This window comes from Trueperella bonasi, assembly GCF_030811535.1.
Lineage (GTDB): Bacteria > Actinomycetota > Actinomycetes > Actinomycetales > Actinomycetaceae > Trueperella > Trueperella bonasi.
Window position 1 is genome coordinate 706,923 of the sequence record NZ_JAUSQX010000001.1, and the last position, 26,680, is coordinate 733,602.

The 26,680-nt window shown below is 57.8% G+C and carries 25 protein-coding genes and 1 tRNA gene; 8 read left to right on the forward strand and 18 right to left on the reverse strand.

Annotation, left to right across the window (positions count from 1 at the left end; all coding sequences use genetic code 11):
* Positions 1-83 precede the first annotated feature (83 nt).
* From greA to J2S70_RS03395, 3 genes are all read left to right on the forward strand, one after another.
* Positions 84-560 carry a transcription elongation factor GreA gene (gene greA / locus J2S70_RS03385; RefSeq protein ID WP_307682341.1) on the forward strand — a complete coding sequence of 159 codons (477 nt, stop codon included), beginning with the start codon at positions 84-86 and terminating at the stop codon, positions 558-560.
* A gap of 26 nt (positions 561-586) precedes the next feature.
* A complete protein-coding gene (gene msrA, locus J2S70_RS03390) occupies positions 587-1,240 on the forward strand; it encodes a peptide-methionine (S)-S-oxide reductase MsrA (RefSeq protein WP_407702650.1) in 654 nt (217 codons plus the stop codon).
* Between the two features lie 120 nt (positions 1,241-1,360).
* Positions 1,361-1,804, forward strand: a complete 444-nt coding sequence (locus J2S70_RS03395; RefSeq protein ID WP_307682343.1) for an FKBP-type peptidyl-prolyl cis-trans isomerase — start codon at positions 1,361-1,363, stop codon at positions 1,802-1,804.
* A 184-nt stretch (positions 1,805-1,988) separates the two neighbouring features.
* Here J2S70_RS03395 and putP read toward each other — a convergent pair whose 3' ends face one another.
* Positions 1,989-3,587 (reverse strand): sodium/proline symporter PutP, encoded by a 1,599-nt coding sequence (gene putP / locus J2S70_RS03400; RefSeq protein ID WP_307682344.1) that lies wholly within the window; start codon positions 3,585-3,587, stop codon positions 1,989-1,991.
* Positions 3,588-3,897: 310 nt separating this feature from the next.
* Here putP and J2S70_RS03405 point away from each other — a divergent pair, with 310 nt between their 5' ends.
* Entirely contained in the window at positions 3,898-7,416 is a 3,519-nt protein-coding gene (locus J2S70_RS03405) for a bifunctional proline dehydrogenase/L-glutamate gamma-semialdehyde dehydrogenase (RefSeq protein ID WP_307682345.1), read from the forward strand.
* Between the two features lie 61 nt (positions 7,417-7,477).
* Here the strand turns inward: J2S70_RS03405 and J2S70_RS03410 are convergent, their stop codons facing one another.
* The 10 genes from J2S70_RS03410 to J2S70_RS03455 all read right to left on the reverse strand — a co-directional run bounded on the left by J2S70_RS03410 (position 7,478) and on the right by J2S70_RS03455 (position 17,447).
* Positions 7,478-8,158 carry a hypothetical protein gene (locus tag J2S70_RS03410; RefSeq protein ID WP_307682346.1) on the reverse strand — a complete coding sequence of 227 codons (681 nt, stop codon included), beginning with the start codon at positions 8,156-8,158 and terminating at the stop codon, positions 7,478-7,480.
* Between the two features lie 9 nt (positions 8,159-8,167).
* Positions 8,168-8,887, reverse strand: a complete 720-nt coding sequence (locus tag J2S70_RS03415; protein WP_307682348.1) for a hypothetical protein — start codon at positions 8,885-8,887, stop codon at positions 8,168-8,170.
* Positions 8,884-9,735, reverse strand: coding sequence for an ATP-binding cassette domain-containing protein (locus J2S70_RS03420; protein WP_307682349.1), 852 nt, complete (start codon positions 9,733-9,735; stop codon positions 8,884-8,886). Before J2S70_RS03420 ends, J2S70_RS03415 begins: the two co-directional genes overlap by 4 nt.
* Positions 9,732-10,109 (reverse strand): GntR family transcriptional regulator, encoded by a 378-nt coding sequence (locus tag J2S70_RS03425; RefSeq protein WP_307682350.1) that lies wholly within the window; start codon positions 10,107-10,109, stop codon positions 9,732-9,734. Before J2S70_RS03425 ends, J2S70_RS03420 begins: the two co-directional genes overlap by 4 nt.
* Before the next feature lie 588 nt (positions 10,110-10,697).
* Positions 10,698-12,077 (reverse strand): GntP family transporter, encoded by a 1,380-nt coding sequence (locus J2S70_RS03430; protein WP_307682351.1) that lies wholly within the window; start codon positions 12,075-12,077, stop codon positions 10,698-10,700.
* A gap of 21 nt (positions 12,078-12,098) precedes the next feature.
* Positions 12,099-13,115 (reverse strand): NAD(P)-dependent oxidoreductase, encoded by a 1,017-nt coding sequence (locus J2S70_RS03435; RefSeq protein ID WP_307683367.1) that lies wholly within the window; start codon positions 13,113-13,115, stop codon positions 12,099-12,101.
* Complete coding sequence (locus J2S70_RS03440; RefSeq protein WP_307682352.1) at positions 13,063-14,496, reverse strand: four-carbon acid sugar kinase family protein; 1,434 nt, start codon at positions 14,494-14,496, stop codon at positions 13,063-13,065. The genes J2S70_RS03435 and J2S70_RS03440 overlap by 53 nt, the downstream gene beginning before the upstream one ends.
* 148 nt (positions 14,497-14,644) lie before the next feature.
* Entirely contained in the window at positions 14,645-15,331 is a 687-nt protein-coding gene (locus J2S70_RS03445; protein ID WP_307682353.1) for a FadR/GntR family transcriptional regulator, read from the reverse strand.
* Between the two features lie 166 nt (positions 15,332-15,497).
* On the reverse strand, positions 15,498-16,307 hold the full coding sequence (locus J2S70_RS03450) for an SDR family NAD(P)-dependent oxidoreductase (protein ID WP_307682354.1): 810 nt from the start codon (positions 16,305-16,307) through the stop codon (positions 15,498-15,500).
* A 222-nt stretch (positions 16,308-16,529) separates the two neighbouring features.
* Positions 16,530-17,447, reverse strand: a complete 918-nt coding sequence (locus J2S70_RS03455; RefSeq protein ID WP_307682355.1) for a Bax inhibitor-1/YccA family protein — start codon at positions 17,445-17,447, stop codon at positions 16,530-16,532.
* Between the two features lie 190 nt (positions 17,448-17,637).
* On the opposite strand from J2S70_RS03455, the gene J2S70_RS03460 reads away from it, so the two are divergent.
* From J2S70_RS03460 to J2S70_RS03470, 3 genes are all read left to right on the forward strand, one after another.
* A complete protein-coding gene (locus J2S70_RS03460; RefSeq protein ID WP_307682356.1) occupies positions 17,638-17,904 on the forward strand; it encodes a hypothetical protein in 267 nt (88 codons plus the stop codon).
* Positions 17,901-18,320 carry a hypothetical protein gene (locus tag J2S70_RS03465; RefSeq protein ID WP_307682357.1) on the forward strand — a complete coding sequence of 140 codons (420 nt, stop codon included), beginning with the start codon at positions 17,901-17,903 and terminating at the stop codon, positions 18,318-18,320. The genes J2S70_RS03460 and J2S70_RS03465 overlap by 4 nt, the downstream gene beginning before the upstream one ends.
* Before the next feature lie 88 nt (positions 18,321-18,408).
* Positions 18,409-18,849, forward strand: coding sequence for a hypothetical protein (locus J2S70_RS03470; RefSeq protein WP_307682358.1), 441 nt, complete (start codon positions 18,409-18,411; stop codon positions 18,847-18,849).
* A gap of 189 nt (positions 18,850-19,038) precedes the next feature.
* Here the strand turns inward: J2S70_RS03470 and J2S70_RS03475 are convergent, their stop codons facing one another.
* Both J2S70_RS03475 and J2S70_RS03480 read right to left on the reverse strand, forming a co-directional pair.
* A complete protein-coding gene (locus tag J2S70_RS03475; protein ID WP_307682359.1) occupies positions 19,039-20,280 on the reverse strand; it encodes an MFS transporter in 1,242 nt (413 codons plus the stop codon).
* A tRNA-Leu gene (locus J2S70_RS03480) sits at positions 20,254-20,327 on the reverse strand. Before J2S70_RS03480 ends, J2S70_RS03475 begins: the two co-directional genes overlap by 27 nt.
* Positions 20,328-20,484: 157 nt before the next feature.
* Between J2S70_RS03480 and nhaA the strand changes: the two genes are divergently transcribed.
* Positions 20,485-21,804 (forward strand): Na+/H+ antiporter NhaA, encoded by a 1,320-nt coding sequence (gene nhaA, locus J2S70_RS03485; RefSeq protein ID WP_307682360.1) that lies wholly within the window; start codon positions 20,485-20,487, stop codon positions 21,802-21,804.
* Positions 21,805-21,826: 22 nt separating this feature from the next.
* Here the strand turns inward: nhaA and J2S70_RS03490 are convergent, their stop codons facing one another.
* From J2S70_RS03490 to J2S70_RS03510, 5 genes are all read right to left on the reverse strand, one after another.
* The gene (locus J2S70_RS03490) at positions 21,827-22,792 is read right to left on the reverse strand and encodes a Ppx/GppA phosphatase family protein (protein ID WP_307682361.1); all 966 of its coding nucleotides are present in this window, start codon (positions 22,790-22,792) and stop codon (positions 21,827-21,829) included.
* On the reverse strand, positions 22,789-23,409 hold the full coding sequence (locus J2S70_RS03495; protein WP_307682362.1) for a DUF501 domain-containing protein: 621 nt from the start codon (positions 23,407-23,409) through the stop codon (positions 22,789-22,791). The genes J2S70_RS03490 and J2S70_RS03495 overlap by 4 nt, the downstream gene beginning before the upstream one ends.
* Before the next feature lie 68 nt (positions 23,410-23,477).
* Entirely contained in the window at positions 23,478-24,074 is a 597-nt protein-coding gene (locus J2S70_RS03500) for an FtsB family cell division protein (protein WP_307682363.1), read from the reverse strand.
* A gap of 468 nt (positions 24,075-24,542) precedes the next feature.
* Positions 24,543-25,823 carry a phosphopyruvate hydratase gene (gene eno, locus J2S70_RS03505; protein ID WP_307682364.1) on the reverse strand — a complete coding sequence of 427 codons (1,281 nt, stop codon included), beginning with the start codon at positions 25,821-25,823 and terminating at the stop codon, positions 24,543-24,545.
* A gap of 378 nt (positions 25,824-26,201) precedes the next feature.
* A complete protein-coding gene (locus J2S70_RS03510) occupies positions 26,202-26,678 on the reverse strand; it encodes a hypothetical protein (RefSeq protein ID WP_307682365.1) in 477 nt (158 codons plus the stop codon).
* Positions 26,679-26,680: the final 2 nt, after the last annotated feature.

Sequence of the window (26,680 nt, forward strand, 5' to 3'; positions counted from 1 at the left end):
TGCCACAGACACATGCCTATCTGGGCATGTGCTTTTCTATCATGACGCGGCGCACGGTTTGCGCCACCAGAAGGAGGAAGCTCATGGCTGAAACCACATGGCTCTCCCAGGAATCATTCGATCGCCTGAACGAAGAGCTCAACCAGCTGAAGACGTCCGGCCGTCAAGAGATCGCCGAGCGTATCGAGGCTGCTCGTTCCGAGGGCGACCTTAAGGAAAATGGCGGCTACCATGCAGCTCGCGAAGAGCAGTCGAAGATGGAGGGCCGGATTCAAGAACTCACCTATCTTCTTGAGCACGCGGAAGTTGGCGACGCTCCGTCCGATACTGACGAGGTAGCTCCCGGTTTGATTGTGACGGCAACCGTGAACGGCAACGAAAAAGTGTTCATGCTCGGCTCGCGCGAAGCAAACGACTGGATCGACGTCGATGTCTACCCCGAGTCGGCACCATTGGGCGAGGCCGTCATGGGCAAGAAGGTTGGCGACACGACGTCGTACACCGCGCCTAACGGCAAAGAATTCCAGGTGGAGATCTTGAAGATTGAGGCATCAAAATAGTGTTTATCCATCGTCCTGAGCCGGTCATGGTGAGCCCCGAGCAGGCATTGCCGGGGCGGTCGGCACCGGTGCTACCGGCCGCTGATCCGCATCTTGTTCTCGGTACGGACATGCTGCGGCCTGCCGGCGAGGGGGAGGAAGAGATCTTCCTTGCAGCTGGCTGCTATTGGGGCGTTGAGGAAATCATGTGGGCGCTTCCGGGCGTGGTGACCACCTCGGTTGGTTTCATGGGCGGGTTTACGCCCAATCCGACCTACCACGAGGTGACGACAGGATTGACCGGCCATACCGAGACGGTGCGCGTGGTCTACCGTGTAGACGGCGAGGGCTCTGCGCTGCCGTTAATTTTGAAGACTTTCTGGGAATCGCACGACCCGACGACTCTCAACTATCAGGGCAATGATGTGGGTACCCAGTACAGGTCAGCCGTGTTTACGACGACGCCCGATCAGGCCGAGCTGGCTACGTCCTCGCGCGATACTTACGACCAAATACTGCGAAAACACGGTAAGGGCAAGATAGTTACCGAAATTGTGGACGCGGCTGACACGACCGGCTATTTTCCTGCGGAGATTGAACACCAGCAGTATTTAATTAAAGTGCCGAACGGATATCGGTGCCACACCAAATCAGGTGTGGCGTGCCCGATGCCGGGTTCGGGGCCACTTGCAGATCTGTAACCCTGTAGGCCCTCGCATGGACCTGTAAGATAATGGTGGAACGAAAAGCTGCATAGTGGATAGCTACATAGCGGAAAGTTGCAGACCAAGTGTTTGCAGACGAATTACCGAAAGGTTGTCATGGACGTAGTTCTACCCACCGTTAAAGGTGAATATGGCGAGACCCCCGAGATTGAATTCCCCGAAGGCGTTGAACCGCCCGCGGGATTGCGGATCAAAGTTCTCCAGGAGGGCGATGGCCGCGTGGTTCGCGCCGGGGATGAGATCGAGTGCGAGTACCACGGTCAAATTTGGAACGGACCGATTTTTGACTCCTCGTACTACCGTGGCTCCAAGGCGATTTTCCCGATCGGCGTGGGCATGGTGATTGAGGCATGGGATGAGGCGCTTGTCGGCCGCCAGATTGGTACTCGTCTGTTGATCTCCGTGCCACCATTCAAGGGTTATGGTCCGAGCGGAAATCCGCGTGCGGGCATCAAGGGCGACGACACGCTCGTCTTCGTCGTGGATATTTACGGCATTAAAGAATCGGCGTTTAATTTCAACACGTTGCACGACAACTAAGTCCGGCTCCTCATGGGGCGCTGGAAGTTCGGATCCAATTGTGCCTGCCCCGTTTGTGGAATCGATAAGCTATTGTGCGAGCAAGCAAGCCCACACATGGGCAACGAGGGATCAAGCCTGACCGCCCAAGGTAACCATGTGTGAGCCCGCCACCTACACGAGCTGCCCGCCACCTACACGAGCTCTACTTGGGCAGCTCCATCTCTCCGCCATCCTCAGTGCGCAACGTCGCGGACCGCGGTTCATAACCGTCGGAATTTGCACGCCGGTACTCAGCCATTTCAGCTTCGTACTTAGCGTGGTTCGACCAATCCTTTGACAGCTCTGCCGCCATATCGAATTCGCGCTCGATGATGGCATTCGGCTTGTATGTCAGCTGTGAAATGACGATCGCTACAACGAGGTTAACCACGAAACCGGGCAGGATTTCGTAGAAGTTGAAGATGCCTCCGTCGATGTTCCCCCACACGGCAACAGTCACGGCTCCCATCGCCATGCCGGAGAGCGCGCCGAAGCCGGTGAGTTTTCGCCAGAAGAGGGCGAGCAGGATTGTCGGCCCGAACGAAGCACCAAATCCGGCCCACGCGAACGCGACCAGTCCGAGGATCGTATCGTTTGGCGTCCATGCCAATGCGGCTGCGAGGAATGCAATGCCCGCAACTGCGATACGCGAAAGCAGCATGCCTTTCTTTGCGTCGAGCTTTCGGTTGGTGAACGTCATGTACACGTCCTCGATGAGTGCCGAAGAGCTGACCAGCAGCTGCGAAGAGACGGTCGACATGATGGCCGCGAGAATAGCCGCCAACATGAAACCAGCAATCAGCGGGTGGAACAGCAGTTGGCCTAAGACGATGAAGACCTGTTCGGGATTCGCCAGCTGGCCGGAATCGTGCTGGTAAATGGCGATGCCAACGAACGCGGTACCCAGCGCTCCAATGACGGCGAGCAGCATCCAGCCGATGCCGATGCGCCTAGCAGAGACGGCTTCTTTCGGGTTTCGCAACGCCATGAAGCGCACGATGATGTGCGGCTGCCCGAAGTAGCCCAGGCCCCATGCGAGCGCCGAAATGAGTCCGACGGCGGTCGCTCCAGCAAACGGAGAAAGCAGGTTCGGATCGACCTCACGCACCGTATCCAACATCGAATCAAAACCACCGACGTGGGTAATACCCACAACCGGTACCATTATCAGCGCAAGCATCATCATCCCGCCCTGCACCACGTCGGTGTAAGACACGGCAAGGAAGCCGCCAACGAGCGTGTAAAACAAGGTGATCGCGGCAATAACTACCATGCCAATCCGATAGTCGACGTTGAAAGCGCCTTCAAAAAAGGTTCCGCCGGCCACCATGCCGGAAGAAACGTAGAAGGTGAAGTAGAACAGGATGATCAGACCGGCGATAATACGCAGCGCATGGGTGGAATCGCGCAATCGCGAATCGAGAAAGGATGGCACCGTGATCGAATTGTTCGACACTTCGGTGTAGGACCGCAAGCGGGGCGCCACGAATTTCCAGTTGAGCCAGGCGCCAACGGTCAGGCCGATGGCGATCCAAAATTCTACGAGCCCCGACACGTAAAGCGCGCCAGGTAGTCCCATGAGGAGCCAACCGGACATATCCGAGGCACCTGCAGATAGGGCGGCTACAACCGGGTTGAGCTGGCGGCCGCCAAGCATGTAGTCATCGACGTCGGTGGTGCGCCTGTACGCCCACACGCCGATGCCGATCATGATGAGGAAATAGACGCCCATCGTGATGATCTGCCACGTGGTATCACTCATAACAACCTCCTATCAAGGTGTGCAAAATGCGGATGTCCGCGGTTGTTTCGGCGTGAAACTCAGTGAGATAACTGGTACCCTACAATAATTCATTTCGATGTGAAGACAATTTCGTAAATTTACTACTAGAGCTTGCCTGCCGAAGGGCGACAACGAATAAGAGTTGGTTGGCTAGGACAAAGCGCTTCTTGGCCTAACTGGTGGATCCCCGTTGGTAGCGAGCGTACACTTAACGGTAAATTTTACGGGTGCCAAAGGCGGCACTTTAGCGACCCGTTGGATTGCATTGAGATCGAAAAAGGAGAGGGGCATGCCCGCTGTTAAGAACGATGTCGATTTTGTGCGGATTACCGAGGCTTCAATTGCGAAGGCACGAAGCTGGGCCGAGCGATCGGCAGATTTCCCGGAAGATCGTTCTGGAAAACTACTCTCTAAGGTGCTCGCAGATGAAGGGGGACTCGATTTTACAGTCCAGTTCGTTGATGGCGTGATCCGACCGGAGGACCCGAAGATTCGTGCACGCAACCTGCGGAAGCTAACAAAGCGAGAGGTAGGTTTTCTGCCGCCATGGCTATCTGCACCGGCGAAGATCGGGGGCGCGCTTTCACCAGCTTCCCCAAGGTTTATTTCCGAGGCTGCCTTCCGAGTTTTCCGCACGCTCGTCGGTAATCTAGTTCTCGATACGACGCCGAACAAGCTCGGCCCGGCCGTGAAAAAGTTGCGTTCCGATGGTTCGCGGTTGAACCTTAATTTGCTGGGCGAGGCCGTGCTCGGCAAGAAGGAAGCGAAGGCGCGTTTGACCGCTGTCAAAGAGTTGCTTGAGCATGACTTCGTGGACTACGTGTCGATTAAGGTTTCTTCCGTTCTCGGCGTTCACAACCCGTGGGGTTACGACCAAGCGGTTGACGAGGCCGTCGAGGGGCTGCTTCCCCTGTTCCGCACGGCAAAAGAGGGCGGTAAGTTCGTCAATCTCGACATGGAAGAGTACCGCGATCTTCATGTGACCATCGACGTCTTCAAAGCGATCCTTGATCGCCCAGAATTCAAGGATCTGACGGCCGGCATCGTGTTACAGGCCTATTTGCCGGACGCGCTGGACGCGATGGTCGAACTTCAAGAATGGGCCGCAGACCGGGTTGCCGGCGGCGGCGCGCCCGTCAAGGTCCGACTGGTCAAGGGCGCGAACCTTCCGATGGAGCGGGTGGACGCCGCGATGCACGGCTGGAATCTGGCGGTGCAACCGTCCAAGGCGGCCACGGACGCGAATTACATTCGCATGCTCGAATACGCGCTGCGCCCCGAACATATCGCCAACGTTCACCTCGGCATCGCGGGCCAGAATCTGTTCACGCTGGCTTTCGGCCTCGAGCTGGCAAAGGCGCGCGACATCACCGAGGGCTTCGACATCGAAATGCTCAAGGGCATGGCCACCAACCAGGCCCTTGCGATCCGCGAAGACGTTGGCCAGATTCTCTATTACGTGCCCGTGGTTGATCCGAAAAACTACGACGTCGCGATTTCGTATCTTGTGCGCCGCCTTGAGGAAAGTGCGGCACACGAGAACTTCATGTCGGGCGTGTTTGAGATCGCGGAGGACGAGTCCGTCTTTAATCGCGAACGCAAGCGGTTCACGACCGGCGTCGTCGGCGCTTTCCCGGAACTTGGCGGCGATCTAGAGACCAACGACGACGTACCAGCCCTGCACTTTGGCCCGAACCGCACACAAAACCGAGCCGCGGACGCTGTGCCGAAGCTCGAGAGCTTTGCTAACACGCCTGATTCTGATCCCTCGCTCCCCCAGAATGTCGAGTGGGCCAAGGAGATCTTTGCAAAGATGTCCGGTTCAGATCTGGGTACCGCGACGGCAGACGCGGCCCGGGTACGCACTGCGGATGAGATGAACGACATCATCGCAAAGGCGCGTAAAAATGCGAATGCTTGGGCGGATAAGCCGAACAGCGAGCGCGCCGATATCTTGCGGCGAGCGGGCCAGATTCTTGGCGAGCGCCGCGCACAGCTGATTGAGGTGGCGGCCTCGGAGTGCGGAAAGGTGCTGGCCGAGGCTGACGTGGAAGTTTCTGAGGCGATCGATTTTGCCAACTACTATGCGGATCTCGCCGAAGAATTGGACGAAATCGAAGGCGTGGAGTTCACCCCCGAGCAGGTGACGGCCGCGATTCCGCCGTGGAATTTCCCGCTTGCGATTCCGGCCGGATCGGCGCTCGCGCCGCTGGCCACCGGCTCGGTTGTGCTATTTAAACCGGCCGAGCAGGCCCGCCGTTGCGGAGCGGTGATCGCGCAGGCGCTGTGGGACGCGGGCGTTCCGCGCGAGGCCCTCGTGTTGGTGGATGTCCATCCCGATGAGATGGCCGAGGTTGGCAAGGCATTGGTGACGGGTTCGGATCAGGTGATTTTAACCGGCTCGATCGAGACTGCCAAGCTCTTCCGTTCGTGGGAGCCAGACCTAAAGATTTCGGCGGAAACTTCGGGGAAAAACGCCATCGTCGTCACCCCGCAAGCCGATATCGATCTTGCGGCGAAGGACGTCGTAAACTCGGCCTTCGGGCACGCTGGCCAGAAGTGTTCAGCGGCCTCACTGGCAATTCTTGTGGGGTCGATGGGCGAGTCTGAGCGGCTGATTGACCAGATCGTTGACGCTGCGAGCTCGCTAGTGGTGGATTGGCCGACGAATCCGACCGCCGAGATGGGTCCGATCATCGAACCTGCGGCGGGCAAGCTGAAGCGCGGCCTGACCGAGCTCGAGCCTGGCGAACGTTGGCTCCTCAAGCCGCGTCAGCTGGACGAGTCGGGGCGCCTGTGGTCGCCCGGCATTCGCGACGGCGTGAAGCCAGGTGCCGATGCGCACCTCACCGAGTACTTCGGCCCGGTCCTCGCGATCATGCGCGCCGAAACACTCGACGAGGCGCTCGCCATCCAAAACTCGGTGGAATTCGGCTTGACCGCTGGCATCCATTCGCTCGACAGCGAGGAGATCGCTTACTGGCTCGAGCGGGTCGAGGCCGGCAACGTGTATATCAACCGCGGGATTACGGGAGCGATCGTACGTCGGCAACCCTTTGGCGGCTGGAAGCGTTCGCAGGTGGGCACCGGTTCCAAGGCGGGCGGCCCGAACCACCTCATCGGATTGATGAAGGCGGCGTCGGCCCCGCGCGTCACCTCTTACGACGCCGAGCTCGAGGAACTTCAGTATCACAGCATGCTAGAGCTCGACGCCGTCGCCGAAAAGGCGAATGCCGATGGCGGGGACGGCGCTGCGGACGATTTCCGTGCCGCGCTGAGCTCAGTCCAAAGCGCTCTCCACAACACCTATCTGGCTGAGATTGATGTCAGCGATCTAGGCGTGGAGAAGAACGTGTTGCGCTACCGGCCGGCCGACGTGCTCGTTCGCCTCGAGAACCCGCGCGACTGGTGGAAGGTTGCGCCGATGCTGGTTGGTGCTGCCGAAGGTGGCGCCATGATTGATAGCGTTCAGGGCGCAGTGTTGATACTTTCGGTGGGTGATGACCTGCGTGACGGCGTCGCTCAGATTCTGCGCAAGGCCGGCATTGTGATTCGCACGGAGGCGACCGAGCAGTGGCTGGCAGGCTTGCGCGAAGAGCCTGCGGCTTTCCGGAAGATTCGGTACTTCGGCGACGACGCACGCGCGGTTGCCGAGGCCGTGGAAGGTTCGGTGGACGTGGCGATCTATACGGGCCCTGCCACGTTGAACGGGCGGGTGGATCTGCGCCCGTTCTTCCTCGAGCAGGCCGTGGCTGCCACGAATCATCGTTTCGGGGATCATACAAGGGTGCTCGACGAGGTTATCTGACGGGTACTGTGCGGATGCTTGCGGCGGGGCCCCGCCCCGCCGTTCTGTCGGCGACGCTCGGTCAACGCCGCATGGGGAGCGTGCGTAACATAGCCCACGCGAGCGCCCATGCCGCCACAACTGATGCGGCCAGTAAACCTGCTGCGTGTGCTTCAGTGAATTCGAACGAGACGACGACACGCGAGCTGGCCAGCCAAGATATGCCAACGGCGACGGCTTGCAGGATGAAAAGCCCGGCAACCGCCTTCCACCAGGTGAATCGCACGAAAAGGCATGTTGCAAACACTCCCAATGAGTAGGCAGCGATCTGCCCGAAGGGAATCAATAGGAGGCTTAGCGGGCTGACGCCGCGGATATGCGGCATCTCAAAGAGTGCCGCTACACCCCACAGGAGCGCCACCAACGCGCTCGCACCTACCGTGAATATTAGTCCGAGCATGGCGATACGCGCGTAGGTCTGCCGCCGAGTGAGCCCTGAACCCAGATAGGTGCGGTAATGGACGGCAAATACGACGCCGAAAGCTACGGCCGTTAGGACCAAGAATGCCGCCATGCCTGCGGTGATGTTCCATACGTAGTCATTCGAGTCGGTGGTCATGGGGCCCAAGCGGGATGCGACGAACAATCGGATATCTACGCGCTCGATTTCAATAAGCCTCAGCGCCAACGAGACCACCCACATCCCAATCAGCACCGCACCCGCCGCGCCGAAGTTGAGTATTTCGTGTCGAGTCAGTTTCATGGCTACCCCCTAGGATCTGCGCATTGGCAGCGTGGAAACTGCCGCGTAGGTGACGATGCTGGCAGCGAGGAGAACGAAGATGTTGGTGATGTAGTTGCTCGTGACTTCGCTGAGTCCAAAATAGTGAATTTCAGGTGGAGTCATGTTGATCGTTATTCCGCGGAGAGCTTTTCCAACCATCGAATCTATGGCCACGAATACTCCAGCTAGGCCAATGTAGCCTAGAACAACAGCACCCCAATGGAAACGCAGGAACAGTGCAGCAAACATGGCTCCCCACGCGAAGCCTGTGACTGTATTGAGCCCGATCAGTACCACCGTGGCGGGCGATACGCCTATAAGATCCGGGCTTGCGGCAAGGAAGCTGAGCCCCCACAGGAGCGCGATGGCTGCAAGATACAGCAGGATTCCGATCGCGCCGCTCCTAGCGAGCCGTGCCAACACCTGATGCCGGGTGCGGCCCGCGCCAAGATGGGTCCGCGCGGTGCCGAGCACCAAAATGGCACCGACGCCGGCAATGAACTGTGCGTTCTCAGCGAATCCGGCCGTCGCCGTCCACAAGAAATTTAAGGTGCGAGTCTCGATCCCGGCGCCCACTGCTATGTGGGACACTTCCACCGATCCGCACATGTAAAAGTAGGCCCTGATCATCGCAAGGATCACCGATACGACGATCGCAAGTAGCCAGTAGGCGGCGTGTTCAAGCCTCCGACGAGTTTCGTGTTTCATTGCCGAGCCTCCTCGTCTGAGAACTCCGCCTGATCTTGCTGGGCAACCTGATCTTGCTGGGCAGCCTGATCTTGCTGACCGCTTTCGGATTCTCCCAGGGCCTCGAGCCCGGTACGGCGCGTGTTGATCGCCGCAAGCACGTCGGTCAAAGACGCGAGGCGATCGGGACCCGAGTAAGCCGCCCGAACGTCGTCGGCGCTTCCCGCTTCGACTACTCGTCCGCCGTCGAGGATGATCACGTTTTCGATCAAGTTTTCAATCTCGTCTACGTTGTGTGAAGAGATGATGATCGTGCGCGGGTAGGCGATGAAGTCGTGGAGGAGCACGTCGTAGAAATCACGGCGAAGCACGGCATCCATGCCCACGTGCACCTCGTCAAAGATGGTGAGTGGAGCGCGCGACCCGATGCCAAGGGCCGCATAAAAGGCCGACTTTTGGCCGCGCGAAAGTTTTTCAGGCGCCTTCTTCGGGTTGATCTCCCAAGCATCGAGCAGACGTTCGACCACGTCACGTTGAAAAGTTGGCCGCACGTGCTCCCACAGGGAGATCGTATTGGCAAGCGCGCTGTCTTCGTACACGGCCGGAGATTCGGAGACGAGTGCTACGCCCGGCATGATCCGGGGATTTTCCCACACGGCTTGCCCACCCACCCGCACGGTGCCGGTTGCCTTCAGCTGCCCGGCGATCATCATTTCGAGCGTGGTCTTGCCCGATCCGTTGCGGCCAAGCAGCCCGGTAATTTTTCCAGCTTCGATGGTTGCGGTAACGTCCACAACGGCGGGGGTACGGCCGTACTTGTAGCCGACGTTGGTCATTTCAACGGTGTAAGGCTGGTAGATGGTGTTCATTGCTCCTCCAAGATGTCGTTTACGAGCTGGCGGATCTGTTGCGACGTGTAACCGAGTGCGAGGCCCTCGCGGATGACGGGGGCTAGGCGGTCGGATTCGTAGGATTCGCGGCCTTCGCCTCGGAGAATGGCGGCCGCATCGTCGGTGACGAACATGCCGATGCCGCGCTGCTTGTAGATGATGCCGTCGGCCGCCAACTGGTTAAAGGCTTTGTTCGCCGTTGCGGGATTGATGCGGTAGGTGGTGGCGTACTGTGTTGTAGACATGAGTTGATCGCCCGCCGCGAGTTCGCCCGCGAGGATTCTTTTCCGGATGTCTCGATCGATCTGCATGTAGATCGGCGTCTTCGAATCAAAATCTAGAGCGTCTGCCACGGGGCCTCCTTTCTGGCTTTCATGCCTTCCAACTTCTCCATGCTCCCTGGTTAGCTACATGACTAATTAACCCATAAACATAACCGCCTGTCAAGAAGGGATTGCGGATTGCCATATGACTAGGGCCGAAACGGAGGTTTTCTACGTCCCGCTTCCGACGACCCCACCCACCACAAGCAACGCGCCCCTCCGGCGACACGGGACCACACGCCGCTAGGCGCATAATATTGACGGCTGAGGGTTCAAGGGACGTCAAGGGTTCCTAAGCGCACGGCCGATTGCCGCGGGTACACATTGACCGGTGCGCAAAAGTGCTGAATCTGAGCGTTCAGATCGACGCTCGCGCCGAAAAACGCCCTTTTTCGAGCACAAATGCGCACCCCTCCAAGTAGCCGACCTGCCCCCACCCACAGCCACACGAGCAATTGGCACTACCGTCACCCGCCAAAACAAGCGACGCCAGACAAAACAGGTGGGGCGGCTCATACGAACCGCCCCACCTTTTGTTTCCGATTTACCGGCTCCTGGGCTTACCAGCTCCTAGATTTTCCTAGCTCCGAAATCCCTTCAGGCCCTAGACTTCAAGCCCTAAACGAACGCAAACACGAGCCACGTCAGCAAGAATCCGGTTACACCAAATACTGTGGTTAACACGGTCCACGTACGCAACCCATCCTTGACGCTTAGGCCGAGATACTTCGTAACGATCCAGAAGCCAGAGTCATTGATATGCGATAGTCCTAGACCACCGAAGGCAATCGCCAAAGTGACCAACACATTCTGAGTCATGCTATATCCGGCTGCGGCAATCGGCTCAGCCAGGAGCCCCGCCGCCGTCAAAATTGCAACTGTTGCCGATCCTTGCGAGGCTCGTAAAGCAGAAGAAATCAAAAACCCTGCGAGGATAATCGGCATATTCATGGAGATCAAAGCGTCTGCGAGAGCGGTTCCAATCCCAGACTTGACGAGGACATTCGCGAAAACACCACCCGCGCCGGTAACGAACACGATCACGGCCACATCCGGCAGCGCCGAATCCAAAACCTTTCCGCGCTTTTCCAAGCTCCAACCCATTTTTGAACCGATGACGAGATAGGCGATGATAACTCCCGTGAGCAATGCAATCGCTGACGAGCCGATCATCGACAGCCAGCGTTGAGCAGTGCTCCCCTCATCGAGAACCATGTTCCCGACAGTACCAAGCATGATCTGCAAGATCGGCAAGAGGATAAGCAGCACCACGGTGCCCGCTCCGATACTCTTAACCCGGTTTGTCATCGCGGTAGCCGTCTCCTTGACGGTTTCCCGAACCGTGAGATCCTCTGCTTTCATCGCCGGTGATTCCAAGAGGGATATCGACTCCGTACGAACAAGCTTGGCAGCCATGTAGCCAACAATCCCAGTCAACACACAAATCGGTAGCCCGAGCACAAGCATGAGCCCGACGTCGGCACCCGTAATACCCGCAGCGGCAACGGGGCCTGGATGTGGGGGTAATGCGACGTGCACTGTCAACATGACGCCGCCAACTGGTAGACCAATCTTGAGAGGGTTGATCTTTGCCACGCGGGCAAAACCGAAGACAATCGGCGCGAGAATGATGAAACCGACGTCGAAGAACACGGGTATTCCGAGCACGAACGCGGCGGCAGTTACCGCGCCGATAACCCGTTTTTCGCCCAATGCGCGCGTAAACGAGTGCGCAAGTGCATCTGCGCCACCTGCCACCTCAATTAACCTCCCGAGCATCGCGCCCAACCCGACCACCATCATGACCGAGCCAAGTGTGTTGCCCATACCCTCCGTCATCACGGGGACTACTTGCTCAACCGGAATCCCAGTAGCTAACGCCGTACCGACTGCCACTAGTAAGATCGCCACGAAGGCAGACATCTTGACTTTGATAACCAAAAACAGAAGAACGATGATCGCACCGATTGCGATACCCAGCAAGGCTCCAGTATTCATAGCTTTGTGACCACCCTCGCTCTATACACGGGTATCCGGAGCAATCACATGGATAACGGAGGAATCATCCATTGCGCCCTGCCCGTTGGAGAGCCCCATCAAGTACTCCTGCTCGGCTGCAGCCGCAACAGGGACTGCGATGCCTACAGATTTGGCCGCATCCGTCACGATCCCCATATCTTTCACGAAGATGTCGAGGCGCGATTTCACCTCCGCGGTCTCTCCCTCGTAAGCCTGAATGGAACGCGGGCCGCGGTCGCCCAACATAAACGACTCAGCAGCACCGGACATCAGAGCATCCAACGCGACCTTTTGGTCAATGCCTAGCTTGCCAGCGAGTGCCAAAGCTTCGGCACCTGCCGCGATGTGCACGCCGCACAGTAGTTGATTAACCGTCTTCATACACTGGCCCTTACCTGGCGCTTCTCCCACCCAGACGAGTTTCGAGGCCATGGCATCAAGGATCGGCTTTGCGTACTCATATTCCTCTGGGAAGGCGCCAACGGTCACAAGCAGGTCGCCCTTGCCAGCGCGGGCTGGTCCGCCCGACACCGGCGCGTCAACCAACCCGATACCCTGTTCCTTTAATTTAACCGCCACTTCCTCGACCGCTGAAACACCGATCGTGGAGGTCAACACAATTGCGGCCCCCTTTTTCATGACCGGAGCAACTCCGTCTGCGCCGTATAGCAAGTCCATGAGCTGCTCTTGATTTCGTACGGCGACCAGCACGATATCGGCGTCATCACATGCCGCACGGGCTGAGGCCGCTTGGGACACACCGCTTTGGCTGGCAAGGTCCATGCGTTCTTTGGACACGTCGAAGCCGGTCACGTCGAAGTCATTATTCAACCATTTGGCCATTTCTAGGCCCATTGCGCCTAGTCCTACTACTGCAACTTTCATTTTTCTCTCCTTTGAGCTATAAACACGTTGGGCATTGCTCGTGGTCATGGTGCCAGCCATGACCACGAGCTGATGAGTTCTACCGTGAGAGCTTGTCCACGACGTCGGCAAGCGACGTTTCACCACCAACATTTCCAGCAAACACGATGTATGGAATCCCTTGGGCGGGGCCGTCTTCGCCCGACCACAGGGACACGATTCCAGGAAGCATGGGGCCGATGACCGTGGCGTGTCTGATTTCGAGGCCCTTCGAGGCGGTGTCTGATGAGGTGATTCCGCCCTTGGCTACGACGAACCGCGGCGGATTCGCCTGCAGGATTCGCTTCACGACCTCGACGACGGCGGCCGAAACTTGCCGCGAAATGTCCAGTGAGCTGTCTGCGTCGTCACCTGTGACTAGCTTGCGCGAGGTGCGGATGACGACATTACCGGAATCCAATTCTTTCGCCGCATTATTTGCGACGTCGGCAACGTGCGAATCGCGCTGATCGGCGTCGATCACCTTGGCTACGTCGATCTCAAACTCGACCGGGTCTTGCTGCTGGCGCAGGTAGTCAAGTTGCCTCGTCGTCAAACCGACGTGCGATCCGACCACTACGAGACCACCTGCCGCGAGTTCACGGTCGCCGCGCGAGGCTTCGATTTCTTCGACGGTCAACGGCGCATGCTCATCTTGGCCAATTCGCGCCCGTACGAAAGGCGGACCAACTCGGTATACAAAGTTTGCTCCTTCAGCCTCCGCTTCGATCAGCGCCAGCGCCAAAAGTCTGAGATCATCTTCGGTCACGATGTCGGCCACAATCACGCCGCCGTCACGCACCTCGGCCAGTTTATCTACGACCGCATTCCTGTCAGTTCGCAGCATCTCCAAGTCGATAACGCCGACGGAATCGGCAGTTACATCGCCCGCCGTCTTTTCTTCAACCCATTCGGGCAAGCTGGAAGATTGGTACCCAAAAGTTGCATCCTTAGCGAATTCCGTTTGCCCTACGGGCACAAAGCCCTCATCTTCGGAACCCGCGTAGTGTACCCCGCCGATGGTGATTCGGCCGGCGTCGCCGAAAGCGGGAACAACCACGATTCCATCCGCTTGCTTTCCAGTTGCAGTCTCGAGTTCTTCCGAGATAGTAAGTGGTTCGAGCGGGAAGTGTCCGCGCAAGGTTGAGTCCGATCGGGAGACGAATGCCACTTTCGTGTCCGTTTCATCTGCGGCTGCTAGAGCAGCGCGCACGGCTTCACGGTTGACGCACTCGGCATCGCTGGGTGCCAGCGATCGCGAATTTATCATTACGTAAACCGCAGACTTGCCAGTTAAAAACGCCCAGGCGAAGTCTTCTTTTTCCCAACGTGTAAGTACTGGCAGATCGGATACCGACTGCGTTCCTGTCGGATCGTCGTCGAGCACCACATAGACAATGCTTTCCCCTGCCCGCTCTCGCGCTTCTTGGACTTGCTCGGCGGATACGCTGACATCATCTGGATAGCCAGCCAAAAGTTCCTGTATAGTTTTCATAACACCCCTTTGTGCTCAGACCTCTGAGGTCTTGAAGTTAGGCTACGCGGTATCAAACTGCTTGGCAAGCAATTTCGCAAAGTGAATCGGCCATCAGCGCGATATCGCACCGAGTTCCACGCAGATGTAGGCGCGGGTGGTACTGGGTTTAAATGAGCTCGAGGTCTTCTCTCGTTTGAGTCATATGCGCGCGCATCGCTTCCTTCGCAGCAGCCGCATCACCAGCCGCAATTGCTTTGTAGATCGCCACATGGTGGCCGCGCGCCCGTTGCCTGACCTCTCGGATCGACGTCGTTTCCCGCCTTGAGCGCATCAGCGGCGAGTGGAGAGCCACCATGATCGATCTGAGAAAGGGATTTCCCGAAGCTTCCACTATCGCATTGTGGAATGCAATATCCGCAACGAGCGCGCCTTCGATGTCCCCCAAACTTTCCGCCAAATCGAATTGCTCAAGGTGCAAGCGCATCGCTACCAGATCATCTTCGGTTCGATTTTCGGCGGCTAAACCGCAGGCACCGACCTCGAGCATTCGGCGGATCTCAATGAGTTGCTGACCTAATTTTCGTGGCTCGGTGGTCTTCCCCAACACCTCAACGATCGTGGCAAGATCGGTCCAGTCGCTCATCGGAGCGACATAGGTTCCCCGGCCATGCACGACGCTCAAAACACCGCGGTCTTTGAGCACTCTGACTGCTTCGCGCATGGTTAGCCGAGAAACACCGAGTATCTCAGCTAGATCTGCCTCCGGCGGTAACGCATCGCACTCTTGGAACTCCCCCGTAGCTATCCGATCAATGATTTGTTCAACTGCGAGTGCGCTCAGGCTTTTACTCATGTTCATAGCCTACGCCACTCAATTCTACCAACATGAGACGTAAGTAGAGCAGGATCGGCTTTGACTACTCAATAATTAACCCTGACCCGCACCAGTAGCCGGATATCACATCAGAAAGTGGCTCCGGGCACGATGCCCAGAGCGACTCAGTGAGGCGTGCGTATCACTACTTATTTGAGTAACCGCCATCCACCTCAAGGGTTGTACCTGTAACGAAAGAAGATAAATCGGAAGCGAGCCACAAGTATGTCTTCGCGATCTCAGCTGGGCGTCCGAAGCGCCCAAGCATGGATAATTCTTTCGCGTACTCTTCAGCGTCTAAGCCGAACTCTTCGATTGCGCCACGCAACATCGGTGTATCAATAGCTCCTGGCGCAACAGCATTGACCCGAATTCCGTATGGTGAGTAGTCCAGCGCCGCTTGTTTTGTTAGGCCGATCACCCCATGCTTGGCAGTCACATACGCAGGGGTGCCCGGCTGGGGCCGGATACCGGAAACTGACGAGGTGTTGATGATCGATCCGCCGTCACCCTGTTCCATCATCTGCTTTAGTTCGTACTTCAAACACAGTGCAACACCACGTAGATCTACACTCATAACTGCATCGAAAGCATCGATATCCATTTCGGACAGGCGGTTATTATCGGGCGTGCGAGCTGCATTGTTGATTGCAACATCAAGCCGGCCATAGCGCTCAACAGTGAATTCAACCATCGCCTTAACTTGTTCCTCGTTAGATACGTCAACCTTGAAGAATGAGGCTTCCCCGCCTGATCGTTTGATCTTATCGACGACTTCAGGGCCGGTTTCATCATTAAAATCAGCGACGACGACGCGCGCGCCAGCCTCGCCGAAAATTTCAGCGGCCGAAGCGCCCATGCCCTGACCAGCTCCAGTGATAATGACCGCCATGTTTTCAACGGAAAAGAGACTGTAAATCGCGCGTAGCGCGCGGACGTGAGGGACTACTGACATTTTTTCTCCTTAAACAGGGCCGCTCCTTTGCGGCACCGATGTCAACCATTGTAGCCCGCGCCCATGACTAGAGGGACCATTTTCCGCACTCGTTCACCGAAAATAGCGCCCCAGACTACCTTGCTTTTCAAGCCACGCATACGGTCAGGGGCAAGCGAGGGGGCGAGGCCGCTATTCGCAGCCTCGCCCCCAAGCACGAGTACACCTTAGTTAAGCGAACCTTTAGTCACGCCCATAGAGAATCGCGATAATGCGGAGCACCTCGATGTAGATCCACAGGATTGTCATAACGATGGCAATGCCCGTCGTCCACGCGAACTCCTTCGGAGCGCCGTTTTCGATAGCGATGTTGATGTCCTCAAAATCGGCCACAAGCATGTAAGCCGCAACGAGAATCATCACGGCGCCGAGAATAACGCCGAGCGGAATGCCGGCAATCTCATATCCACGCATTCCCCATGCCTGGTTGTCAAACACGCCGAACAGCATGAGGACAATATTCACCAAGGAGAACACGAGGTAGCCCAGCATGATGACGAGAACGATCTTGCGCCCCTTCGACGAGGTCCGCACCGCACCCGAATAGTGAAGCGCGTACGTCACGCCCACAATGATCGCGGTTGCCAAGATCGTCTGGAAGGCAATACCTGGGATGACCTGTTCAAAGGCCGCCGTGATCGCACCAAGAGCGACACCCTCGAGCACCGAGTAGGCAATCGCTAGACCGGGCTTGACCATGCGCTGGAACGGCATCACCAAACCGACCACGAAAGCTGCTACCACCGTGGCAATAGCGACAGGCATCCACAGCGCCGGCGGCAGGAGTACCGCGGTTGCTACACCAGAAATAATAGCCAACCCCAAAAGGATGCCCACCTTATTGAGGGCGTCCTGGTAAGTCATCCGCCCGTCGTCGGCATAAGGCGAACCGTAAGACTGGAAGGCTCCCTGCTGGTACTGATTTGCCTGGTACTGGCCCGAGTAAGTCTCGTATTGCTGAGCGTAGTTCTGCTGATCAGGATACCCATAGCCAGCTTGGCCCGACTGCTCGTATCCCTGTTGAAAGCCCTGCGGCGCCTGGTTGGGGCGGCGCTGGCCTGCCTTGAAGTACGGATTATTGCTAATAATCGGATTGCTCAATGGAGCCTCCTTGTCACTCACGCCGCATACACGGCACATTCGCACACCATCCTAGCCGAGCCATCACTGATCACAAGGGCTCAGCCTCACAAATTTCCCGCTGGGATTAAATTCTGCCGCCACGGGACCAATACAAAACTTGGGACGTAAGGCTCAGGTGGGACATGGCCCACAGCTTTCCTCTCCTACGATGCGCTACATTGTTGGCCTTGATAACCCGACGAAAGGCCGCGCCCTTATCTGCGGAACGGAATATTCCATGCTGCGCTCACCACTGACGACAGTTGGCGCACTGCTTGACGGCAAGGCTTTCCACCCCAAGCGCACGGCACGCCAGCATCTGCGGATCGTTGCGGCTACCCATGGTTTTCCCATGTCACGTGCAGACGAGGTGATGGATCTAACCGGAATTTCCAGCCTCGCCAAGAAAAAGGTGGCGATTTTTCGCTTGGCATGAGCCAGCGCCTTGGGATAGCGACGGCGTTGCTTGGCGATCCCCAAGTCCTGATTTTCGATGAGCCGGTTAACGGTCTGGATCCCGACGGCGTGCGAGTTCGCGTCCAGGGCCCCGACATGGATGGCATTCGTTCCGCGCTTCAAAAGGCGGGCTGGGTGGTCAACAATATTCAACCGAACCAGGGATTCCCCACCGGTGCTTTCGAAGTGCCCGGCGCCGAACGAGAAGTCATCGGCAACCTGCTCTTTACGCGCGGGGTTGAACTGCACGAGCTCACTGAATTGCACTCCTCACTCGAGGACGTGTTTATGCAACTCACCGCAGATTCCGTCGAGTACTTGACGGGTGGCACCGCTCAAGAGCCGCCTATCGCACCGTCATTCGATCCATCTGCACACGACGAGCCGTTGAACTAAACACCGCTGAACTAGATAAAGGGAGAAGATATGACTACTTCGGAAGCTCTCGCAACGTTCGCGGGCTTATCTGGCGAAGGTCGGTGCGGTGGCTATCGTCGTCGTTGCTTACGCTGTGATAGCGATCGCGCTTGGCTGGCTGGTTGCCACGTTGAAACGCAATAATTTTGATGCGTTCACCGGTGGTGTGACACCCTATGCGGGCACGGTGGGATCGATTTTAGCGATCGGCCTTGTGGCGTGCGGATTTGGATACCTTCTGCGGTCGACGGCCGGCTCGATCGCGTTGGTTGTGGGCTTGGTATACATGATCGACCTGCTGACCCTCATTCCGCAGACATTCTTCCGTGAAACCTTCGCGCAGCTCACGCCATCTTCCCTCATGTCCACGGCAACACTTAACGATTTCGCTATAGCTCATCCCAACCCCCTCTTCGACAGGCCTTGGACCGCGTTAGCAATCCTGTTCGGATACGCGCTAGCCGTGTTGCTCATCGGCTGGCTGGCATACCGCAAGCGGGACATTTAGTCCGGTAGCTACCGCACTACTCCATTTCGACCCCGTCTGGGACTCCCCCTGGTACCGGGATAAAATCAAACCGGGCCTAGCTTGAGTGCTAGGCCCGGTTCACGCTCGTAAGAAGATACGCCACAAGGAGACGCTCAAAGCGTCTACTTGCGCTGCATGCAGCCAACGATGACGAGTGCTTTCGCACGGCTAACCCACGTCATTGCCGCAAAAAACCAGCCCAGCGGCCCCGAGCACGGCCAACATCAGAGCGGCAGGCACAAGCCCCAGCTGCGCACCAAGAATTCCAGCAATCGGATAGGTAAGCAGGTAGCAGGCATGCGAGAGCGAAAACTGCGCAGCGAACACTGCTGAACGGTTCGCGGGCGTGCTGCCCCTCCGCAAGAGCCGCGACGACGGCGTGAGCACCATCGACGTCGTCGCGCCCGCAAGCGTCCAGATCACCAACAAGGCGAACCACGACGTCGTATTCTCGGCAAACTGCAAGACCGCTGCGCTCGCCACGAGCGCGAGTGGTAAAAACGTTGCTCCGGCAAACATGACCCGGCGGTCGGCGACCTTTTCAAGCACGGCCGGCAGTGCGAAAGCAACCACCATCGAACCTGCGCCATATGCAGCTAACAACAGTGCGACGTCGGATTCGCTGCGACCAAGACTTCCTTGGACAACCACGACGGTATTGACGATCACCATCGCGGTCATCGTTGCGACCACAAGGTTCAACCCGAGCAAACCACGGAGCTCCAAATCCCGCCAGAAAACCCGTGCACCTAGGGTCAGCCGATCTCTAAATGGCGCCTCCTCGGGCGCCTGCACATCTGGAAAATTCGCCCACAGCACGAGCACGGCCGATCCCACGAAACCAACCACAGTTCCAAGGAACAGGTTGTTATACGACATCACCGTCAGCAAAGCGGCCGCCAACATCGGGCTCACCACCGCCTCGAGATCGTAGGCAAGACGGGAAAGGGAAAGCGCACGCGTGTAGTCCCGCTCGTCAGGCAATACCTCTGGGATAACCGCTTGGAATGTCGGAGTGAACGTGGCCGAGGCGGACTGCAACAGGAAAATCAGCAGGTAAATCTGCCATTCGGCGTCGACGAACGGCAAAAACAGGGCCACACCGGCACGCACCACGTCGGCGAACACTAAAACCGGCTTGGCGGGCAGTGAAGAAACGACGGCGTTAACCACGGGTGCAACGCCCACGTACGTCACGATCTTGATCGTCATCGCAAGCCCCATGACGAAGCCTGCATTCGACCCCGCGATATCAAAGGCTAGTAGCCCCAAGGCCACGGTCAGAAGGCCGGTGCCCACCAATGCAATCACCTGCGCGCCAAACAATTTGGCGTAGGTCGGATGGCGTAGAACCTGAAGCACCACTATTCCTTCCACGTCAAGTGCCCCCAGTGGGACTCGAACCCACACTGGATCGATTTTAAGTCGACTGCCTCTGCCGATTGGGCTATGGGGGCGCAGACCTAAGATTACCCTTCCCATCGGTTAGCCCAAAATGCGGCACTTGCCACGGCGCTCGACGAAAAGCATCAAAGCGCATTAAGCTAGAGGAATCACGTCATTGCACATCCAATCGTGACAGCAACGAAGCATACATAGTGATTGGGGAACCTCATGGGTATCATCACCCGATACCGCGAAGCTCTCAAGAATGAGACCAACGCGGGCATCGTACTCATCATCGGCGCCGTCGTCGCGCTTGTCTGGGCGAACTTCCCGGCGCAGGCCGCACGCGATCTTTACGAAACGATCGCATTCACCGAACTATTCGAGTTCGCTGGCCACTCGATGACGGCCTCAGTCATCGCCTCCGACTTCCTGTTAGCGCTGTTCTTTTTCATCGTTGGCATGGAACTCAAACAGGAGTTCGTGATCGGCTCGCTTCGCGATCCCAAACGCGCTCTTGTGCCGATTTTGGCGGCCCTTTTCGGAATGGCCGGGCCTATCGCCGTCTACTCATTTGCCCAACTCATGTCAGAAAACCCGAACTGGTCCGGCTGGGCCGTTCCCGTTGCAACTGATATTGCATTCGCCCTCGGCGTGCTCGGGCTCTTTGGTAAAGGCCTACCCGTTGCACTGCGCACCTTCCTCATGACTCTCGCCGTTGTTGACGATCTGCTTGGCATCACGATCATTGCCGTGTTCTTCTCGTCTAATCTCAACTTCGTCTATTTGGCCGTGTCGATTGCGTTCGTTGCGGTGTTCGGATTCTGCGTCCAACGCCGGATCACTCACTGGTACGTGCTTTGGCCCCTAGGTCTGCTGGCGTGGCTGTTCATGTTCATGTCCGGCATTCACGCCACGATCGCCGGTGTTGCACTTGGCATGATGGTTCCCGCGATCCAGCGTAAGGACGAGCCTCTTCCACTCACCGAACACATTACGGAACGGCTCAACTTCTACTCTGCGGGTATCATTTTGCCGATCTTCGCGTTCTTTGCAGCGGGTGTCAATATTGTGGATTCCGGTGGCATCATGGCCATGCTGACCGATCCGGCCGCAATCGGCATCTACCTCGGCCTTCCCGTTGGCAAGACAGTCGGTATCACGTTGGGCGTGGCACTCATGGTCTACGTATTCCGCCTCAAGCTCGGCAAGGGCCTGAGCCTGCCCGACGTTATGGCAGTCTCCATGATTGCGGGAATTGGCTTTACTGTTTCGCTTCTGATCGCAACCCTGTCCTTCGCTGCTGATGATCCGGCTGGCCCACACGCCCGGGTGGCTGTGCTGCTCGGCACGTTCATCTCGCTCGTACTCGGCGCGATTCTGCTACGCTGGCGGGCCGCCTGGCATGCCAAGCACCCGGAGATCGCCGAGAGTGCAGACGGTGACGACGAACCAGTTGACGAGGTGCCAGCCGAGCCTTCCGATCGCACCTGGGGTGAGGTACCCGGCGGCGAACCGGAGGTAGAGCCCGGCCAGTACGACCGTTAAGCACCCCGCTGGCGGCGGCGCGTTAGTACGACGGTGGGTTCGGCTCTCGCGCCGCCCATAGGGCGAGGCCATCGAGGATGTCGTGCTCTGAAGTAATTGTGTGCGTGAGTGGCGTTTGTTGAGCCGTCTCAGCCGCAACGCGGCGAATCACTTCCTGCCACACAAGTGCCCCAGAATGGATAACGTCCACGCGCCCAGGATGCATAAACGGGAGCTGAGCCCGCTCACCCGCCGTGGACCGAATGAACCATTCACATACGCCGTCGACCTCCGCAAGCGACATCAGAGCACCATGGATCTTTGCCGGATCGTAACTTGGCAAATCGAGCGCCTTCGCGGTGATGGTGGTGATCGTTCCGGCTAGGCCGATTAGCGTGCGTGTCGGTGACAGGTCGAGGGCCGCCGAGTCCAAAGCCGCCTGCACATCTGCACGTGCACGCGCGATTTCATCGTCGGTCACCGGGTCGTGCGAGAAATGCCTTTCGCGCATACGCACGCAGCCCACGTTCATCGAAGCAGCACCGAGAATGGTGCCGTCGTTAAGGCCCAGAACCAACTCGGTGGATCCTCCACCCAGATCGACGGTTAAAAATGGTTCTTGCGCGACGTCACCGAACACCGCCGTCGCGCCCGTAAACGATGCACGCGCTTCCTCGTCTCCCGAAAGCACCTGGACATCCACGCCAAGACGCTGTTTAACGCCGTCCAGAAAAAGATCCCGGTTCGCGGCGTCGCGGGTGGCGGACGTTGCCGCAAAGCGAATTGATTCCACGCCGTGCTCGCGGCACTGGCGGGCATAATCGTCAACAAAACCGAGCGTTCGCTCCAGGGCCTGCGGGTCAAAATGCCCAGTGCGATCCACGCCCTGCCCAAGCCGAGCAACTTCCATGCGCCGAGTGACGTCGTCAAGCGGCTGGCTCTCACCAGGAACGTCCGCGATCAACAAGCGGATCGAATTCGTTCCACAATCAATTCCGGCAACTCTCATCGCTCACCTTCCTTGGCAGGTCCGTCTCCCGCAGACTCGTCTTCGTCTCCCCCGGGATCGGTTTCGTCTACCGCAGGCTCGGTGCACCGGCAGGTCTGCGGATCCCAGCCCGCCGCTTCGAGCGCCTCGTCGCCAACCTTCGTGATTCCTGGCCCAACCGCGAGCGCGTAACCCGCCAGCGCGTGCAAACACTTGACACGATCAGGCATTCCGCCGGCGGATCGATCTGTGATTTCAGGAACGTCATCAAGAACTTCCCGGCGCTCCACGTAGATCGCGTGAGCATGCTCGTGGCTGTCACGATATTCCGGATCCTCTGCGAGCCGGTCATTGAAGGGCACCATCCCGCCCGCACTTTCGATGCGAGAAATCTCCTTCACCAAGGAAGGTAAGGAAAGGTAAAACAGCGTGGGGAAAGGCGTGCCGTCGGGCAGACGAGGATAGGTGATGGTCACTGCCGGATTACCGCAGGCGCAACGCGCACCTATGCCAACGAGGCCGCGGGGGTAGCGGCCTAGCTGAGCGGTGATAATATCGCGATCCCCATCGCGAATTTCAGACGCGTTAACGGCTACTTTGCGCAGAGTTTCCAGCGCTATTGTGGGCGTTTGATTCATGAGAATAAGCCTACCGCGCGCCTTCGACACGGGCGAACATGGGCCGATTTCCGCTGCAGCTTGAGACGCTACCCGCCATTGTTTTCGGCTTCCTCGTCGATTGGATCGTTGGCTGGCGAGTGAGTGCCATCATCGTCAGAAGACTGCCCGGGTGCCTCGTTCGACGGTCCGATCATCGGCACGTTTGACGGATTTTCGACGTCGCCCGAAGCTCCCGCAACGGTTATCGAATCCCACATCGTCACGTAAAACGGGGTCGCCTGCCGTCGTCGATCGTTGACTTCCTGCGTCCGCTGCGCGAGCTGCTGATCCGGCGTTCCTTCCTCAGGATCCGAGACGAGGTACAACGTTTCACCGGGCATCACGTATCCTAGTCGCTCGCGCGCCTGGCTGCGCACAAAGTCGTCATCCTGCCAGCGCGCAAGCTCCTGCTCGAGCACCTTGACACGCGCCGTCGTGTCCTCCAAATCCTGCAACAGCTCCCGCTTTTGTTGCTGCTGATCGAGATACTGGGTGAGCGGGTTTGCCACGATAACCACCGCGAACACTGCAAACAGCAAAATGGCCAGTGAGCGGACCGAAAACTGGCGCGTTTTTTCGCCACTTGAAAAGCGGATACTGAGCTTTTTGTTGAACCGTTCGCCTGTTGCGGGCCTCTTTTTCATTTGGGATAGGCGGCTGGACGTCGAATTTGAGCCATGCGATGTGCGAAATTGTTTTGCACCCGTTGGATTCGTCTGTTTATTTCCCCTGTTCGAATTCGCCTGACCTCGCGGACGAGGTTGCTTGGGTGATTTGTGGGAGCCGGGAGAGCTCGGGCGTTGCTTCGACGTGGGCGAAGCCGCACGTCTACGTGCCGCGGACGCCGCAGAATTTTTTCTGGCATGCGGGCGTGAGCCGGATCCCGCCGGACCCGACCTACCAGAGGGGCGTCTCAAACTCATGACATTCAGTCTAAGTGGGCGGGACCTCGTACTCGGCCAGGGCAACGGGTGAGCCATCGCGCATGTGGAGATTGGATAGCTCGCGGCAGCACTATGAGCTCAGGCGCAAAAAAGGGGCTGAGGGTATTTCCCTCAGCCCCTTTTGGTTAGTCTGGCTAACCGGCGTCGCATTGAGCGACGGTGAATTCGTTAGGCCTTGAACCGCGGGAATGCGCTCGCGCCGGCGTAAACCGCTGCGTCGTCGAGCTCTTCTTCGATACGCAAAAGCTGGTTGTACTTATTGACGCGCTCGCCACGTGCCGGTGCGCCGGTCTTGATCTGGCCGGAATTGGTGGCAACTGCGAGGTCGGCAATCGTGGTGTCTTCGGTCTCGCCGGAACGGTGCGAGGTCATCGAGGTGTAGCGATTGCGGTGCGCGAGTTCAACGGCCTCGAGCGTCTCAGTCAGCGTGCCGATCTGGTTGACCTTGACCAGAAGCGAGTTTGCTGCACCCATCTCGATGCCCTTGCGTAGGCGCTCTGGGTTCGTGACGAACAGGTCATCGCCAACGATCTGCACCTTGTCGCCGAGCACGCGGGTCATCTCAACCCAGGAGTCCCACTCATCTTCCGAGAGCGGATCCTCGATGGACACGATCGGGTAGTCAGAAACGAGCTTCTCATAGTAGGCAATCATTTCGGCCGGCGTCTTCGCGCCACCCTCAAACTGGTAGGCGCCGTCCTTGAAAAATTCGGTGGATGCGACGTCGAGTGCGAGAGCGACGTCGGCACCCGGCTTGTAACCAGCCTTCTCGATCGCTTCAACGATGAGGTCGAGTGCTGCAACATTGGTCTCAAGGTTCGGGGCGAAGCCGCCCTCGTCACCAAGGCCAGTTGCAAGTCCGCGTTCCTGGAGAACTGCCTTGAGCGAATGGTAAACCTCGGCGCCCATGCGTAGCGATTCCTTGAACGTCGGTGCGCCGATCGGGGCGATCATGAATTCCTGAATGTCGACGTCGGTGTCCGCGTGTTCGCCACCGTTGAGGATGTTCATCATCGGGACGGGGAGGATGTGTGCGTTCGGGCCGCCGAGGTAGGCAAACAGGGAAAGGCCGGCGGATTCGGCTGATGCCTTCGCTACCGCAAGCGAAACACCGAGGATGCCGTTCGCGCCAAGCTTGCCCTTGTTGTCGGTGCCATCGAGGTCCCGCAGCACGGTATCGATGTAGCGCTGCTCGGAGGCATCAAGACCGATGACCTCCTCTTCCATTTCCTCGATCACGTTGGCAACAGCGTTAGCAACGCCCTTGCCGAGGTAGCGCGCGTCGTCGCCGTCACGCAGCTCAACTGCTTCGAATGCACCGGTGGATGCACCCGATGGGACTCCGGCGCGGCCGAAGTGACCATCGTCCAGCAAAACCTCGACCTCGACGGTCGGGTTACCACGCGAATCGATAATCTCTCGTGCATGTACGGCTTCAATGTTTGCCACAGGAACTCCTTCTATAGGTTACTCACGGGCAGAGCCGGGGGTGCCGGTCTGCCGCCTTCTCCATTGTCCTACGAATCTCCGACAATTAACACCGCCGTCCGCGCCTAACTTGCGAATTTTGCTCACGGGGCAATTTCCTTGTGTGACACGCGCCGCTTGTGGGCGGCTTTCGTCCCGCCCGCAGCGACGACGGCCAGGCAGCGCAGTTATGGCAGTGAGGCAAAGTGAACTGGGAACCTCTGTACGTTCCCTAATCGATGTCAACCTTGCTCGGCGTGTTCTGACGGTTCCTAGTATCGGGATCCCTGCGCGATATCCATGGCAGGTCTATATTTGCATAATGCGCGCCATTCGTGGCTATATACGCACCTTCCACCTTCAAAGCTCCACGATTAACCAGGTTCTTAAGACTCTGCACATAGCTTGGCAGAATGCTTTTGCGCCTTTTCTGCCGCTTTGTGTCCCGTGCCCAGCGTTCTTCGGTTCAATGTGTAGTACGACGCAAATTTTCGTAGCGTCCATTGCTTGCCGCGCAATAGATGCGGCTTCGGTGTCATCGTTGGCTCGCTGCCACTGATAGAGGCATGCCATTGTTCCAAGTACTTTTTGGCCAACGATTTTGGCAAGATCACCGGCTCGAGGCTCGCTCTCGGCACGCCCGGAATGATCGTAATCTTTAACTTCAACAAGCCAAAGAGTATGCTCATCCACGACGACAAGGGCGCAACCTTTGTGCTCGAAAACTCCGGCACTTCTCTGATATTCCGGCAATTCGTCGAACTTGCAGAACGTCACCCTGTCCGGAAACTCGAACTGCACCCCGTCCACATTGACAATTCGCCCACCGCCAGTCATGT